The sequence below is a fragment of the Leisingera sp. MMG026 genome, assembly GCF_021654205.1.
In the GTDB taxonomy this organism is placed as follows: domain Bacteria; phylum Pseudomonadota; class Alphaproteobacteria; order Rhodobacterales; family Rhodobacteraceae; genus Leisingera.
On the sequence record NZ_JAKFZM010000036.1, the window covers coordinates 25763 to 39678 of the forward strand.

The window sequence follows — 13916 nt, forward strand, 5'->3', positions numbered from 1 at the left end:
ATAGAGCTTTCATAGGTTGGAATATCTTGTCAAACTAATTTTTTAGTAATGCGTATGCATCAGTTTTTAAAGGGAATTTTGAACCATCTCCGGTCGGGAAAGATGGCAAAAAGAATGCCGCATTGCAGCATCAGCGGTTGTGACGCCACGGTACTTTCCGCTTATGCGGTTGCGGAAAAAACAGTCGCCGTGCGCAGGCTTTGCAGCTAAGGAGGCGGCATGACGCAAGAAAGCACATTTGAGATCTTCCTGACCGCACCGCCGGGACTGGAACAGGCGCTGCTGGCCGAGGCCAAGGAGCTGGGATTTGCCGCGCCCAAGGCAGTGCCGGGCGGGGTCACGGTGCAGGGCGGCTGGGCGGATGTCTGGCGCGCCAACCTGTTGGTGCGCGGCGCCGCGCGGGTGCTGGCCCGGATCGGTGAATTCCGCGCCTTCCACTTGGCCCAGCTCGACAAACGGTCGCGCAAGTTTCCCTGGAGTGACGTGCTGCGCCCGGATGTGCCGGTCAAGGTGGAGGTGTCCACCAACAAAAAGTCCAAGATCTACCACGCCGGCGCCGCCGCCCAGCGGGTGGAAAAGGCCATTGCCGTGACTCTCGGCGCGCCGGTCACCAAAGATGCGGAACTGACGGTGAAGCTGCGGATCGAGGACAACCTTTGCGTCTTCAGCGTCGACACATCGGGCGAGGGGCTGCACAAGCGCGGCCACAAATCCGCTGTCGGCAAGGCGCCGATGCGCGAGAATCTCGCCGCGATGTTTCTGCGCGAATGCGGCTTTGACGGAAATGAACCTGTGGTGGACCCGATGTGCGGTTCCGGCACCTTTGTGATTGAGGCGGCCGAGATCGCCAAGGGCCTGCTGCCCGGCCGCAGCCGCAGCTTTGCGTTTGAACAGCTGGCCACCTTTGATGCGGCGGCCTGGGCTGCGCTGAAACAGCAAGGTGAGGCCCGCGGAACAGATCTGCTGTTCCACGGCTCCGACCGCAACGAAGGCGCAGTTGAGATGGCCGCAGCCAATGCGGACCGCGCCAGCGTGGCGGATTGCACCCGTTTTGCCCAAGCCGCAGTCAGTGACCTGCAGCGCCCGGACGGCCCGCCGGGCCTGGTCATCGTCAACCCGCCTTATGGTGCCCGGATCGGCAACAAAAAGCTGCTCTTTGCCCTTTATGGGGCATTGGGGCAGGTACTCAAGGAACGGTTCTCCGGCTGGCGCGTCGGCATTGTCACCTCGGAAACCGGGCTGGCAAAGGCTGCAAACCTGCCGTTCCTGCCCTTTGGCGCTCCTGTGGCGCATGGCGGCTTGAAAATCCGCCTGTTCAAGACGGGTCCGCTGCCCTGACAGGGCTTTAACGTCAAGAGGGCGCTCTGTTGCGCCCTCCTGCTGGATGTGTGGAACAGGTCAGGCCGGCTCAGGCGAACTCATAAAGATCTTCGGCGCCGCCCTCGGTTCCGCTGCCGGGCATGGTGCCGCCCACCGGCTGGTTCATCAGCGCCATGATATCCTCGGTGCCGGGTTCGCTGCCGCCTTGGAACTGGCCGCCCAGATTGGCGTCATACCAATTGCTCAGCCCGTCGCCGGTCACCCCGCCATTGGCATAAGACGCACCGCTGCTGGCCGCAGCTGCCGGATCATAGCCGCCCTCCAGAACGTGCTGCGAGCCGTCCGGGTTGCTGACCACCAGCGACATGCTGCTAAGGTCGATATCGTCCAGCGTCAGCCCGGCATCGGACCACAGGGTGAAGTTGGCATTGGTGACGGTGCCATCGGTGCTGTCCGGCGCCTGGCCGAATTGCACCATGCCGTCAAAATTGCCGGGCACGGTGGTGCCGGTGTCCAGCGCATTGACCGCATTGGCGCTGGCCGCATGACCGGTGACCGGCAGCGCGTTCTCATCCGGAAAGAAGTTCAAACCGTCGACGCTGGCGTCATCCGCCATGTTGAAGAACAACCCGTCGATATCGGCAACCTCGCCATCCCAGGAGGTCGGCTCCATCTTGATGAACAGCTGCCCCTGCGGAGTCTGCAGCACCTCGACCGAGACGCTGGGGTCGCCATGGCCGCCGATCTCAAATGTGACCGAGGTTTTGCCGGTATCGCCGCCGCCATTGCCACCGCCGTCTCCGGTGCCCTTGGTTCCGCTTGTTCCCTTAGTCCCGCCGCTCCCTTTGGTGCCGCCCGTACCCGAACCGCCCGTACCCGAACCGCCCGTGCCCGAACCACCTGTGCCCGTACCCTTGGTGCCGGAGCCGCACCCATGCGTGCCGCCTGATCCACCGGAACCGCCGGTGCCGCCAGATCCTCCGCTTCCATTGCTGTTCCAATCGTCTTCTTCGCGGTGCCACCAATGCTTCTTGCCGTGATGGCCCTTGCCGCCCCAGCCTTTGGAACCAGCACAGCCTTTTGTGCCGCCCGATCCTTTTGTGCCACCGGAGCCCTTGGTGCCGCCGGACCCTTTGGTGCCGCCAGACCCATAGGAGCCGCCAGATCCCTTTGTGCCGCCAGACCCCTTTGTCCCACCGGATCCCTTGGTGCCACCGGTTCCGTCCTGGTCCTTGTCTTGCCACCAGTTTTTGCTGCCCTTGCCCTTCCAGCCATAGCGGTCAGACAGGTTGCTGTCGTACCAGCGGCCGAAATGCCCGCCTTGCACGCCGCCGTTGTAATAACTATTGCCGCCGCAAGCCTGCTTGCCGCCCCAGGACGCATTCCCGCGCCCCCAGCCATATGAAAAATGTCCCCGGCCCATGTTTTTCTACCCCCAGAAAAATCTTGAATCACAGTGGCGCTGCAGCTTTCCGCCAGCCGCAAACGCGAATTGCATGAGAGTAGGAAAACCGGCCGGAGGGGCCAAACTTCCACCGCAATTTAGTCAAAATTTCAACGAAGGAGGCCGGGTGCGGAAACAAATGGACTGATGGGGGTGTCATTGTTTTATTAAAGCCTCCAATTGACCCGTGCGTCCCGGTTGCTGCCGTCCGAATCAGCCAGTGGAGCGCGGGAATTGCCCAAATCTGTCCCGAAAAGCGCCGCCTTTTACTGCCAGGGTGTTAACTCACAAAAGGGAATCCGCACCGGTTTCGGGCGGCAGGCTTGGAATGGGGACCGGGAATGGCTGATGGCAGATTTGACGAACGCTCAGCATATGTTGCGGGGGCGGCCTGGGAGGTTCTGGGCGAAGAGCCGCGGGAAATCTCGGCACCGGGGGGGAAGTCGCGGTCCTCCTTGCGGCTGCATTTCAAGGACCGCACCGTCATCGCCACCCTGCGTGCCAACTTCCGCCGCACCCATCTGGAGGCCTTTGTGCTTGAGCAGCTGGCGCCCCATTGCGATGACATTCCGCGGGTGCTGGGCGTTCACAACGATGTGCTGTTTCAATCAGACACCGGTCAGGTCCGGCTCAGCGAAGAAATTATCGAACATGCGCCGGGCGACCAGCTGGAACTGGCGGCAGAGGCCTGCGCCGCAATCTTCCGGATCCAGGCAGCAGCCCGCAAAACCGAACTGCACAGCGTCCTGCCGCATCTTGGTGCCAACCGCAGCTGGATCCGCAATTTTGTCAGCTCGGTCGGGGCACTTGAAGCCTTTTCCATGGGCATCCCCGATTCATTCGACTATCCGGCAGTCGCCGAATTCATGGAGCAGCCCGGAGTTCAGTTTCTGAAATGGGACTGCCGCGCAGGCAACGCCGCGATCGGGGAAGACGGGTTCGTGCGCTGGTTTGATTTCGAATATGCGGGCCTGCGCCACGGGGCCGAGGATTTCGCCTGGCTGATCGGCGATGAAACCTGGCCCATCGCTCCCGATCAAATGGCCGATGTGATGATCGAGACTTTTGACCCTGGCTGCGGCCATGAGATCGGCGCTTATCTTGAGTATCTCTCGGCCTATACCGCCTTGCATTGCATCCAGCGGCTGGAGCTGATCCAGAAAGAGGTCAAGAGCCGCGGCTGGCTCAGCCAGGAGCGGGTGCGCAAATACGATGATGCCGGGGTGCATCCGGAGTTCGCGGCTCAGCTGTGCCGCACCGGTGCCTACTATGCCGCGCAATCCAAGCTGACCGCGCCGCTCTGCCGCAACTTCGAGGCTGCCGGGCGCGCGTTCCGGGCCATGTCCGGGGTCTGAACGCCTTTCTTCCGTTTGTGACGTGCGGTCCAGGGTTCTGGCCTGGTGGCCCGGCCGCTAGTCTGCGGCCGGACACAACCGGGGAACAGATATGCAGCAGGCCGAAGATTTCCGTGCCGAAAGCCGCGCCTTGGCGGCCATTCTGGAGGATCTGCCAGAGGCGGAGTTCCGCCGCGCGACCCAGTTCAAGGGGTGGACCATTGATCATGTGCTGGGGCATCTGCACCTGTTCAACGCCGCAGCGGAGGCGGCGTTGCAAGGAGACGAGGCATTTGCCGCCTTCATCGCCCCGGTGCTGCGGCACATGCAGGCGGGCAAGCCGATCCTGGATTGTCAATTCCCCTGGTTGAACGGCCTGTCAGGCCGGGCACTGTTTGAAGCTTGGCGGCTTGGGGCGGAGTCCTGCGCCGATGCCTTTGCCAAGGCGGATCCCAAACAGCGGTTGAAATGGATCGGGCCGGACATGAGCGCGCTCAGTTCGGTCACTGCCCGGCAGATGGAGACCTGGGCGCATGGCCAGGAGGTGTTCGATCTCTTGGGGCTGGAGCGGCCAGAGCAGGACCGGATCCGCAACATCGCGCATCTGGGCGTGGCGACCTACGCCTGGAGTTTCCGCAACCGCGGGCTGGCGGTGCCGGAGCCTGCGCCTTATGTGCAGCTGACCGGGCCGTCCGGAGCAGTCTGGGACTGGAACGCGCCGCAAGACAGGGAATTTGTCAAAGGTTCGGCGGTGGAATTTGCCCAGGTAGTCACGCAGGTGCGCAGCATTGCAGACAGCGGGCTGCAGTTGTCAGGCGAAACTGCCGCCAGCTGGATGAACATCGCCCAGTGTTTTGCAGGCCCGCCGGAAACTCCGCCCGGCAAGGGAATTCGTTACAAGACAGAAGCTTGAATAGTCCCGGCATCCGCGGAGCGCTCCCGCCCGGCTTCGGCCTTCCTGACGGAAATCCTGTGCCCGTTGGGCCGCGGGACACCTGCAGGCGCGGGAGAGCTTCGGTTTGTCTTGGATCTTCCGGGTTTGCTGCCCTCATGAAACAGTCTTGGACGCCGGTTGCCGCGGCAGCGAAGGCTGGCAGGCGGTACACCTAACCTGGCCAGGCGCCAATCAGCCCTTGCAGTGTCATGCGGCCAGGATCCGCCAGGGTGACCGGCAGCGCTTGCGCGTCCAATGCCGCGGCATAGAAAGCCTGCAGAGTTGGATCGGCGATCAAGGCCAGGTTCTGACCCAGCCAGTAAGGCCGGGCGGCTGCCAGTTCGGCGCCCAGAAGATGGCCCCAAATCTGCGCCCGCGCAGCTTCATCAGGCAGTTGCCCCAGCGCCGCCGCCGCCTGAACCGAAGCCAGCCGCGCTGCCAGCTGCTCGGGTTTGGCAATGCCGTCTGCCACCGCCTCTGCCAATACTGCCTTGTCCCAGGTACCTGCCGCCTCCAGCGCCATGCCCCGTATCGCAACCTGTGCCAGCTGGGCGGTCAAAGCGCTTTGAAAACTGACAGCTTCGCGGGCGCTGATCTGCACCCAATGGGTCACAATGCCCGGCAGGCAGATCACCCCGTCCCACTCCGGGTTCAGCTGCAGGAAGCCGCTGACCGCAGCCGCGGCGCCCTGCATCAACCCGCAGGGTGCGGTCTGGCTCAGCCCTGGCAGGACATGAACAGGCATGCCGTCCAACACCGTTTTTGCCACGGGCAGCTTGGCCGGCTGCACCGGAACCGGATGCGGCGGCGCCAGAGCAGTGCCGCCCAGCAGCACCGGGCGCGGCGCGCCGCCCAGCACCTGCCGCAACGCTGCCGCCAGCGCGGGCGGACGGCTGTCCTGCAGGCGCAGCATTTGTGCCGGCCCCGCCGTGCTGCCAGCCATTTCCCAGGCTGAAAGCGTGTCTCCGTCCAGATTTGCGGCCAGCCAGCCGGTGCCGTTGCGGGGAGACTGCATGATGCCCTCACTTCCTTTGCCATTGCGTTACCGGGCTTATGGCGCTGATTCTCTGCTCCGGCAAGCGGGCGCCCCGCCCGCCGGTATGGGGCTGAATACCCGTATGGCGAAGGTACTGTCCGAACGTATGCGCGTCATGGGCTAACGCGCGCAGGATTTGTGCAAAAGACAGCCTATCCAGCTCTGCGCCCGGTCCCCAAAATCCATTAGAGTTCAGGCATCGGCGGCCCTTCGGCCCATCGGTCCCGCCAGGGACGGCGGCGCGGAATACGGGAACCGGCAGCCCGGTGGCTTGTGCCGCGCCGGAACAAGGCGGCGCACGCGTAACAGTGACAGGAGGTACTGCAAATATGCCCGGCACTCCGGCACAGCATAATGCGATTTTTGCCCAGTTGGCCGCGCGCCATCTTCTGGCCCGCGACTATTCACCTGCGGCAGTATTTACGGGAACCGGTTTCGGCCAGGCACTGCTGAGCAAGGAAGACCCCGCAGCACCGTTTTCGGCAATCGCGGGCTTCTTTGAACACGCGGCGGAACTGACCGGCGACCCGTTATTCGGCTTCCATCTCGGCTGTGCAACGGATTTGCGGCAGGCTGGACTATTGGGCTACATCGCGCGGAGTTCGCCGACTGCAGGCTGTTTTTTGCGCAACATCGCGCGCTATGCCGGCGTCATGAGCGAGGTCTGGGAATTGGAGACCTCCCGGCTTGCCTCGCATGGCGAGTTCACCTGGACGTGCAGAGCGGAGCCCGGTTTGCATGCGCATCAGTACATTGAATTTCTGGCAGCGGTGTTCTTTGCCGCCCTTCGTGATGGAACTGAATCCCGGATTGAACCGCAAAAGGCAGCCTTCAGCCATCAGCGCAGCGGCGGAAGGGATGAAGTCTCGGCATTCTACGGCTGCCCGGTGGAATTCGGCGCCCCGGTCAGCCGGTTTGTCTTCAGGCCGGAAGATCTGGAGCTGCCGCTGATCAGTGCCGACGGTGTTCTGCTGCGCGTGCTGCGGTCTTATGGGGATCAGCTTCTGGAGGGCCAGGCTCGGGGCCGCAAAAATACAGGTCTTGCAGCACAGGTCGAAGACGCGGTTTCTGCGCGGTTGTCCAGCGGATCGGCCACGCTTGGCACTGTGGCGGCGGACCTGGGGATGAGCCCGCGGACCCTGTCGCGCAAACTGGCGCAAACGGGGACCAGCTATTTCACCATTCTTGAGGAACTGCGCAAGGCGCTGGCAATTCGCTATCTGCGCGAAAGCGGCCTGGCCCTGGCCGAAATCGCCTTTCTCCTGGGCTACTCCGGGCTGAATAGTTTCAGCGATGCGTTCCGGCGCTGGACAGGCCAAAGCCCGGGGCAGTTCCGGGGTAAATAAACCGGCCCGAGGCTCCGCAGATCCCCGCAGTCAAGTACTGGCATCGCGCTCCCGCGTAAACAATGGCTTGCAATAGGTGTGAATTGTCTCCGGGCAATCTGTATTCAAATGGGGTTTCCGGGTTTTTTCCGGCCTGTTTTCACATTTTGTGCGGAATTTCTAAAATTTGCTTTAAATAAGACGGGCTGCAGAAGGGCGCAGCACTGAACTGCCGCCGGGGAATTGGGCGGTTTCCAAAATAGATGCGGGCGCGTGGGGGCGTGGCCGGTTCTGAATCTGAAAATCAGTAATGGCATTTCGCTGTCAAAGACTTGCGGAATGCAGGGGTGAGTTTGAACGGCCGTCTATTGAGGCGGCGGTCCAGCAGGATTTAAGGCTGGAGAGCGGGGGTTTTCGAATGAAAGACATGGTTCCCGGAGGGGCGGGGCTGTCTTTTATGCGGGCTGAAATCGAACGGCAGCGGCCAGCAATGGCCGTGCACCAGATGCAAGCAGCCAACATAAATGCGGCTTTGAAGGGCATCGCGCAGGCGCGACGGCCCAGGCAGGGGTCACGCGGTGCCTATGCCGTAGCAGGCAAGCGGGGGCTGGATCTGCTGCTGGTGATTCTAAGCCTGCCGCTGGTGCTGCCGCTGATTGCGCTGTGTGCGGCAGCGCTTTGGCTGGAGGGCGGCCGGCCGTTTTACACGCAGGCCCGTCTGGGCCGCGGCGGGCGGGTCTTCCGCATCTTGAAGCTGCGCACCATGGTGCGCGATGCGGACCACCTGCTGCAGTATTATCTTGAGACCGACCCGGCGCTGCGGCGGGAATGGGACGACACTCAAAAGCTGAAGAACGATCCGCGTATCACAGAGGTTGGCCGCTTTCTGCGTGCGACCTCGCTGGACGAGCTGCCGCAGCTGTGGAACGTGGCGACCGGCGATATGAGCCTGGTCGGCCCGCGCCCGATGATGCCGGAGCAGCTGCCGCTGTATGGCGATGCCGGCGCCTATAACGAACTGCGTCCGGGTATCACCGGCATCTGGCAGGTCTCGGTCCGCAATGAAGCCGGCTTTGCCAGCCGCATGCATGCGGATTTCGAATACCGGCGCAGCCTGTCGCTGAGCCGGGATCTGGGGCTGATCTGGCGGACCGCCGGCGTGGTGCTGAAAGGGACGGGATATTAATTATTGTCTGATCCGCTGCAGGCCTCAGTCCGAGTGCCCGCTGCAGCCCGGTCAGCCATTGCGGGGAACGCGGTTGTGAAGCATTTTGCACGATCAGGGGCATGTGCTGCCAGTCCGGCAGGCAGCCCGCAGGAGGGAGAACAAAACGGCATGAGCGAGCAGGGCTTCAAACGGTTCCGCCGCCGCGGCGCTCCGGCGGGTGCCATGCCCTTTGCCGCTGACGTTGGCGGCAGCCAGCCTTCATCAGCGCCTCTCGCGGCCACTGCTGCTGCGCCGCCTGCGCAATTGCCCGCGACCCTGCCAGAACCCTGGGACAGGATCCGCCAGGTGCCATTCGACGCCGCAGCACAGGCGCAGGCGCGGCTGCCTCTGGTCAGCCGGTTCCGCGCAGATCCTGCGGCCAAGTCGTTTGACCTGCTGCGCACCCGGCTGTTGCACACGCTGAAGGCCCGCGGCTGGAAACGGGTTGCCCTGACGGCGCCCGCCGCCGGCTGCGGCACCACCTTTACGGCTGTGAACCTGGCGCTGAGCCTGGCACGGGTGCCGGACAGCCGCACGGTGCTGATGGATATGAACTTCCGCCGCCCCGGTGCCGCGCGGGCCTTGGGAATGACAGCACCTGGGGAATTGGCGGGCTTTTTGTCCGGCCGCGTTCAAATGGAGGATCAGCTGCTGCGCCCGCTGCCCTCGCTGGCCGTTGGCCTGAACGGTGCCGTGGATCAGGACGCCGCCGAAATACTGCATGGCCGCAGCTGTGCCGGGGTGCTGGACGACATGATGCTGCGGTTGGGCGCCGACACCGCTCTGTTCGATTTGCCGCCGGTGCTGGAGCATGACGACACCGCCGCCTTCCTGCCGCAGGTGGACGGGGTGCTGCTGATTGCGGACGGCACCCGCACCACTGCAGCCCAATTGGCCGCCTGCGAGAAGATGCTGGCGGGCCATACGCAAATGCTGGGCGTTGTTTTGAACCGGGCCCGCAAGGCGGACAGCCTGCTGAATTGACGGCCAAGCAGCCGGGGGTCATAGTTTTGCCCGGTTGCTGTGGTCAAAATCCGGGTAATGGCGGCCGGCGGGCCGTCTGAAGGCATGGATGGCAACCGGCTGGCACGCATCAGCCGCAAGAGAGCAGACAGATGGGGCCGATATACACGCTTGGCGATTTCCTGGACATGGTGCGGCGCAGGCTGTTCGCCATCGCTTGCGTCTTTGTTTTCGGCTGCCTGCTGTCGCTTTGGTTTGCCGCCCGGCAGCAGCATGAATTTGAAACTGCTGAAGTGTTGCAGATCACCCAGCCGCAGATCGCCGGTGAACTGGCCAAGTCAACGGTCGAAGGCTCCTCTGCCCGCCGGATGCAGCTGATTGAACAACGTCTGATGGCGCGCGGCACGGTGCTGGAAATCATCGAAAAATTCGGCCTGTACGCGGACATGACCGCCCTGACCCCCTTGCAGAAGGTGGCGCTGCTGCGGGACTCGGTCCGCATCACCGGCGTCGCCGCCGCGCGTGAAGGCTTTGCCGATGACGGCACTATTTCGGTGCTGACCATCACCGCCCGGATGCCCACCGCCGTGCAGGCGCAGCAAGTCGCCAGCGAGTTCGGCCGCCGCACCATCGAACTCAGCGTCGCCACCCGCATTGACCAGGCCCGCGAGACCCTCAGCTTCTTTGCCGAAAAGGAGGCCGCACTGGCGGATCAGGTTGCGGCCCTGGAAGACGAAATCGCGGCCTACCGGAATGAAAACGACGTGACCTTGCCCGGCACCATCGAATTCCGCCGCGCCGAAATCGCCACCATGAACGAGGGGCTGCTGGAAATTGCCCGCGAACGCATCGAAATCCGCCGCGCTGCCGATCAGGCCCAGGCCACGGAACGCCCGGCCACGGCCCGCCGGTTGCTGGCGGAGGCGGACCAGCAATTGGCCACGCTGGACGCCCAGGAGCAGCTCTTGTCCCAGCGCAAGACCGGGCTTGAGGCCTCTCTGCAGACCACGCCCGAGGTTGAACGCCGGCTGGGCGCTTATGACCGCCGCCTGGAGCAGGCGCAGGGGGAATTGTCGCAAATGACCGCCCGCCGCAACGAGGCCGAGGTCGGCTTTCGCCTGGAAACCGGCCGTCAGGCCGAGCGGCTGACAGTGATCGAACCCGCACCGCTGCCGGACTTTCCTGTAACCGGCGCCCGCAAGACCAAGGCCCTGCTGGGCGCCGCGGCCAGTGTAATCGCGGCGCTTCTGGCGGCCTTCCTGCAAGAGCTGCGCCACCCGGTTTTGCGCACTGCCGCGCAGATGGAGCGGGAAACCGGCCTGATGCCGGTGGTCTCAATCCCGGTAATGGACGCCCGGCGGCCCCAGCGCGGGCTGTCCAGACTGTTCAGGCGCGGGGCCTGAGGTCAGGAAAAGCTCATCGCGGCTGCCATCGCCGTTACAGCATCCCAGTGCCAGAGCAGGGCTGCCCCCCCGGCCGCAAGGGTCAGCAGCCCATAGCCCGCATCATGCAGCGGATCCCAGACATGATGCCTGCGCGCCAGCCGCACCAGCACCGGATAGGCCGCCAGCATTGCCAGCCCCAGCGCCGCAATGCCGCCCGCCAGCCCGAACCAGGCCACCCCGCCCAGGAACATGCCGGTTTGCAAGCAGGCCCGCGCAGCCGAGAACACAAAGAACCCGCGGCTGTCGCCTGCTGCCAAGGCTGCCTGATCATAGGTCATGGTGATCACCGCCGGCGCCAGCGCCAGCGCAATCAGCACGATCATCGGCCCCGCTTGCAGGTACCGGTCATCATACAGGAACTGCACCAGCCAGGGTCCGGCCCAGGCCATCGCAATCAGCATCGCCAGAATTCCCGCCGTCAGCCCGCCGCGCAGCTGCCGCTGCCGCTGCAGGTTTTCCGGCGCCTCCCTGGCTGGTTTGTCGCGATAGACCGGGATCATCAGCCGCTGGTTCACCGCATGGCCCAGCAGCATCGGAAAGCTCGCCAGGAAATAGCCGATGTTGTAAATGCCCAGCACCTCCAGCGGGACGAACTTGCCCAGGATCGCCCGGTCGCCTTGCGAGGTCAGAAACCAGAAAGCGGTCGACAGGAATATCCATTTACCGAAATGGATCAATTCCCCTGCGGCCGCCGTCTCCCAGCGGAACCGGTTTGCAGCACCGGGCAGGCCGTAATGGCACAAAATCAGCTTGGCCGCCGCCTGGATCACCCCGCCCAGCACCAGCGCGATCACCGACTGCGTGGCCAGTGCCAGCGCAACCATTGCTGCCAGCCCAATGACCTGGCCCGCCAGATCCAGCACCGTGACCCGTCCCGCCAGCAGATGCCGGTGCGCGGTCTCGATCCTTGTCGGGTTGAAGCCAGCAATCGCCAACCCGGCACCGGCAATGGGCAGATAGATCAGCAGCTCCGGAGCGCCATAAAACTGTGCCGCAGGCCAGGCCAGCAGCGCCGTTAATGCCCACAGGCCAAAACCCCGCATCACCTGAATGGTCCAGGCCGTGTCCAAGAATTCCGGATCATCACCGCGCTTGTTCTGGGCAATCGACGGGCCGATGCCAACGTCTGAAAACAGCGACAGCCCCACCGTCACCACCGAAACCAGCGCCATCAGACCAAAGGCCTCGGGAAACAGGAGGCGGGTCAGGATCAGGTTTGAGGCCAGCCGCAAGGCCTGGCTGCCGCCATATCCGATCATCAGCCAGGAGGCTGAGCGCAGAACCCGCGCCATCATCCCCTGACCGGTAAATAGCGAAGCAACCCGCTGCATGTCCGCGCCAATCCCCAAACGTCCGGTTCCGCAGGCTAGGCGGCAGGGCAGGGGGCGTCAATCACAGGGCCGCTTGCAACAGGAATGCGGGATACAGGGGTAGAAAATACTTTAACAATCATGGCCCCCGCAGCCCATTCTCCACATCTATGCGACAAGCGCAACAGGACGCTGGGCAAGCTGCTCAACCGCCGTTAACCTGCCGCAGACCCAAGATTTGCACGGAACAAGCCGCGTTGAAAATTGCCTATGTCTTGAACACGTATCCCCAGCCCTCGCACAGTTTCATCCGGCGTGAGCTGCAGGCGCTGGAACATCAGGGCGTGGAGATCCTGCGTCTGGCAATGCGCCCCTCGGCTGCGGCTTTGGCGGATCCGCAGGATCAGGCTGAGGCAGCCCGTACCGGCTACGTGCTGCAGGCCGGCGCCTGGCGCCTGCTTGCAGCACTCGCCAGGGAGGCAGCGTCACCTGTTCGATTTGCCCAAGCGCTGCGGCTAGCGTTGAAACTGGCGCATGCCGCCGGCACAGGTCTCCTGCGGCACCTGATCTATCTGGGCGAAGCCGCCTATGTGAAACAGTGCTGCGCTGCGGCAGGAGTACAGCATATGCACGCCCATTTTGGCACCAATGCCGCGGCGGTGGCAATGCTGGCCCATGCGCTGGGCGGGCCTGGCTACAGCTTTACCGTGCACGGGCCCGAGGAGTTCGACGCGCCGCAGGCGCTGTCACTGGGCGAGAAGATCAACCGTGCGGCTTTTACTGTGGCGGTCAGCAGCTTTGGCAAAAGCCAGCTGAGCCGCTGGGCCGCTTTCGGTAAATGGGACAGTCTCAAGGTGGTGCATTGCGGGATTGAGCCGGACCGGTTTGCCGATCCTGCACCGTTGCCGCAGGGGCCGCTGCGGCTGGTGGCGATCGGGCGGTTTGTGGAGCAGAAAGGCCAGATGGTGCTGGTGAACGCCATGGCACGGCTGGTGCAGGAAATCCCGGATTTGCATCTGTCGCTGGTTGGCGACGGCGGCATGCGGCCTGCGCTGGAGGCCGCAATTGCAGCGCATGGTTTGCAGGGCAGCGTCACCTTGACCGGCTGGCTTGCCGAAACCGAGGTGCAGGCAGAGCTGGCAAGTTCCCATGCGCTGGTGATGCCATCTTTTGCCGAAGGCCTGCCGATGGTGGTGATGGAGGCAATGGCCGCCGCGCGCCCGGTGATCGCGACATATATCGCGGGCACGCCCGAGCTGGTGGTGCCGGGGCAAACCGGCTGGCTGCTGCCGGCCGGGGATGAGGACGCCCTGGCGCAGGTTATCATCAAGCTTGCACAGACACCGCCCTCGCAGCTGAACGCTATGGGTCAGGCGGGCCGCAGGCGCGTGCTGGACCGTCATGACAGTGCCGCAGAGGCCGCCAAACTCGCCGCCCATTTCCGCAAGGCCATCGCCGGGTGAAACCGGCGCACTCCCGCCCGTCGCCGGTGCATCTGCAGATGCACCGCTTCCGTTGGGGGGGGGGGGGGGGGGGGGGGGGGGGGGGGGGGGCCCCGCGCCCGGGGGGGGGGGGGGGGGCCCGGGGGGGGGGGGGGG

General features: G+C 63.9%; 11 protein-coding genes. 8 read left to right on the forward strand and 3 right to left on the reverse strand.

Annotated features, from left to right (window positions below; translation table 11 throughout):
- The first annotated feature begins 219 nt into the window (after positions 1-219).
- Positions 220-1338, forward strand: a complete 1119-nt coding sequence (locus L1069_RS17715; RefSeq protein WP_237456564.1) for a class I SAM-dependent RNA methyltransferase — start codon at positions 220-222, stop codon at positions 1336-1338.
- 70 nt (positions 1339-1408) lie between these two features.
- Here the strand turns inward: L1069_RS17715 and L1069_RS17720 are convergent, their stop codons facing one another.
- On the reverse strand, positions 1409-2743 hold the full coding sequence (locus L1069_RS17720; RefSeq protein WP_237456565.1) for a hypothetical protein: 1335 nt from the start codon (positions 2741-2743) through the stop codon (positions 1409-1411).
- A gap of 362 nt (positions 2744-3105) precedes the next feature.
- On the opposite strand from L1069_RS17720, the gene L1069_RS17725 reads away from it, so the two are divergent.
- Together L1069_RS17725 and L1069_RS17730 are read left to right on the forward strand one after the other, a co-directional pair.
- The gene (locus L1069_RS17725) at positions 3106-4119 is read left to right on the forward strand and encodes a hypothetical protein (protein ID WP_237456566.1); all 1014 of its coding nucleotides are present in this window, start codon (positions 3106-3108) and stop codon (positions 4117-4119) included.
- A gap of 91 nt (positions 4120-4210) precedes the next feature.
- Complete coding sequence (locus tag L1069_RS17730; RefSeq protein ID WP_237456567.1) at positions 4211-5011, forward strand: TIGR03084 family metal-binding protein; 801 nt, start codon at positions 4211-4213, stop codon at positions 5009-5011.
- A gap of 193 nt (positions 5012-5204) precedes the next feature.
- Here the strand turns inward: L1069_RS17730 and L1069_RS17735 are convergent, their stop codons facing one another.
- Positions 5205-6047: a 2-dehydro-3-deoxygalactonokinase gene (locus L1069_RS17735; protein ID WP_237456568.1), complete on the reverse strand. Its 843-nt coding sequence runs from the start codon at positions 6045-6047 to the stop codon at positions 5205-5207.
- Between the two features lie 350 nt (positions 6048-6397).
- On the opposite strand from L1069_RS17735, the gene L1069_RS17740 reads away from it, so the two are divergent.
- The 4 genes from L1069_RS17740 to L1069_RS17755 all read left to right on the forward strand — a co-directional run bounded on the left by L1069_RS17740 (position 6398) and on the right by L1069_RS17755 (position 10966).
- Positions 6398-7414: an AraC family transcriptional regulator ligand-binding domain-containing protein gene (locus L1069_RS17740; RefSeq protein WP_237456569.1), complete on the forward strand. Its 1017-nt coding sequence runs from the start codon at positions 6398-6400 to the stop codon at positions 7412-7414.
- Positions 7415-7811: 397 nt separating this feature from the next.
- Positions 7812-8579, forward strand: a complete 768-nt coding sequence (locus L1069_RS17745) for a sugar transferase (RefSeq protein WP_237456570.1) — start codon at positions 7812-7814, stop codon at positions 8577-8579.
- Positions 8580-8729: 150 nt separating this feature from the next.
- On the forward strand, positions 8730-9584 hold the full coding sequence (locus L1069_RS17750; RefSeq protein WP_343328068.1) for a CpsD/CapB family tyrosine-protein kinase: 855 nt from the start codon (positions 8730-8732) through the stop codon (positions 9582-9584).
- A gap of 131 nt (positions 9585-9715) precedes the next feature.
- Positions 9716-10966, forward strand: a complete 1251-nt coding sequence (locus L1069_RS17755; protein ID WP_237456572.1) for a DUF874 domain-containing protein — start codon at positions 9716-9718, stop codon at positions 10964-10966.
- Positions 10967-10968: 2 nt separating this feature from the next.
- On the opposite strand, the gene L1069_RS17760 is transcribed toward L1069_RS17755, so the two are convergent.
- Complete coding sequence (locus L1069_RS17760; protein ID WP_129371806.1) at positions 10969-12339, reverse strand: oligosaccharide flippase family protein; 1371 nt, start codon at positions 12337-12339, stop codon at positions 10969-10971.
- Between the two features lie 236 nt (positions 12340-12575).
- On the opposite strand from L1069_RS17760, the gene L1069_RS17765 reads away from it, so the two are divergent.
- Entirely contained in the window at positions 12576-13781 is a 1206-nt protein-coding gene (locus L1069_RS17765) for a glycosyltransferase (RefSeq protein WP_237456573.1), read from the forward strand.
- Positions 13782-13916 lie beyond the last annotated feature (135 nt).

Bases quoted from the DNA above. Each gene is read 5' to 3' on its own strand.
- L1069_RS17735 (WP_237456568.1), bottom strand. From the start codon at position 6,047: ATGCAGTCTCCCCGCAACGGCACCGGCTGGCTGGCCGCAAATCTGGAC.
- L1069_RS17755 (WP_237456572.1), top strand. From the start codon at position 9,716: ATGGGGCCGATATACACGCTTGGCGATTTCCTGGACATGGTGCGGCGC.
- L1069_RS17740 (WP_237456569.1), top strand. From the start codon at position 6,398: ATGCCCGGCACTCCGGCACAGCATAATGCGATTTTTGCCCAGTTGGCC.
- L1069_RS17750 (WP_343328068.1), top strand. From the start codon at position 8,730: ATGAGCGAGCAGGGCTTCAAACGGTTCCGCCGCCGCGGCGCTCCGGCG.
- L1069_RS17725 (WP_237456566.1), top strand. From the start codon at position 3,106: ATGGCTGATGGCAGATTTGACGAACGCTCAGCATATGTTGCGGGGGCG.
- L1069_RS17720 (WP_237456565.1), bottom strand. From the start codon at position 2,743: ATGGGCCGGGGACATTTTTCATATGGCTGGGGGCGCGGGAATGCGTCC.
- L1069_RS17745 (WP_237456570.1), top strand. From the start codon at position 7,812: ATGAAAGACATGGTTCCCGGAGGGGCGGGGCTGTCTTTTATGCGGGCT.
- L1069_RS17760 (WP_129371806.1), bottom strand. From the start codon at position 12,339: ATGCAGCGGGTTGCTTCGCTATTTACCGGTCAGGGGATGATGGCGCGG.
- L1069_RS17730 (WP_237456567.1), top strand. From the start codon at position 4,211: ATGCAGCAGGCCGAAGATTTCCGTGCCGAAAGCCGCGCCTTGGCGGCC.
- L1069_RS17715 (WP_237456564.1), top strand. From the start codon at position 220: ATGACGCAAGAAAGCACATTTGAGATCTTCCTGACCGCACCGCCGGGA.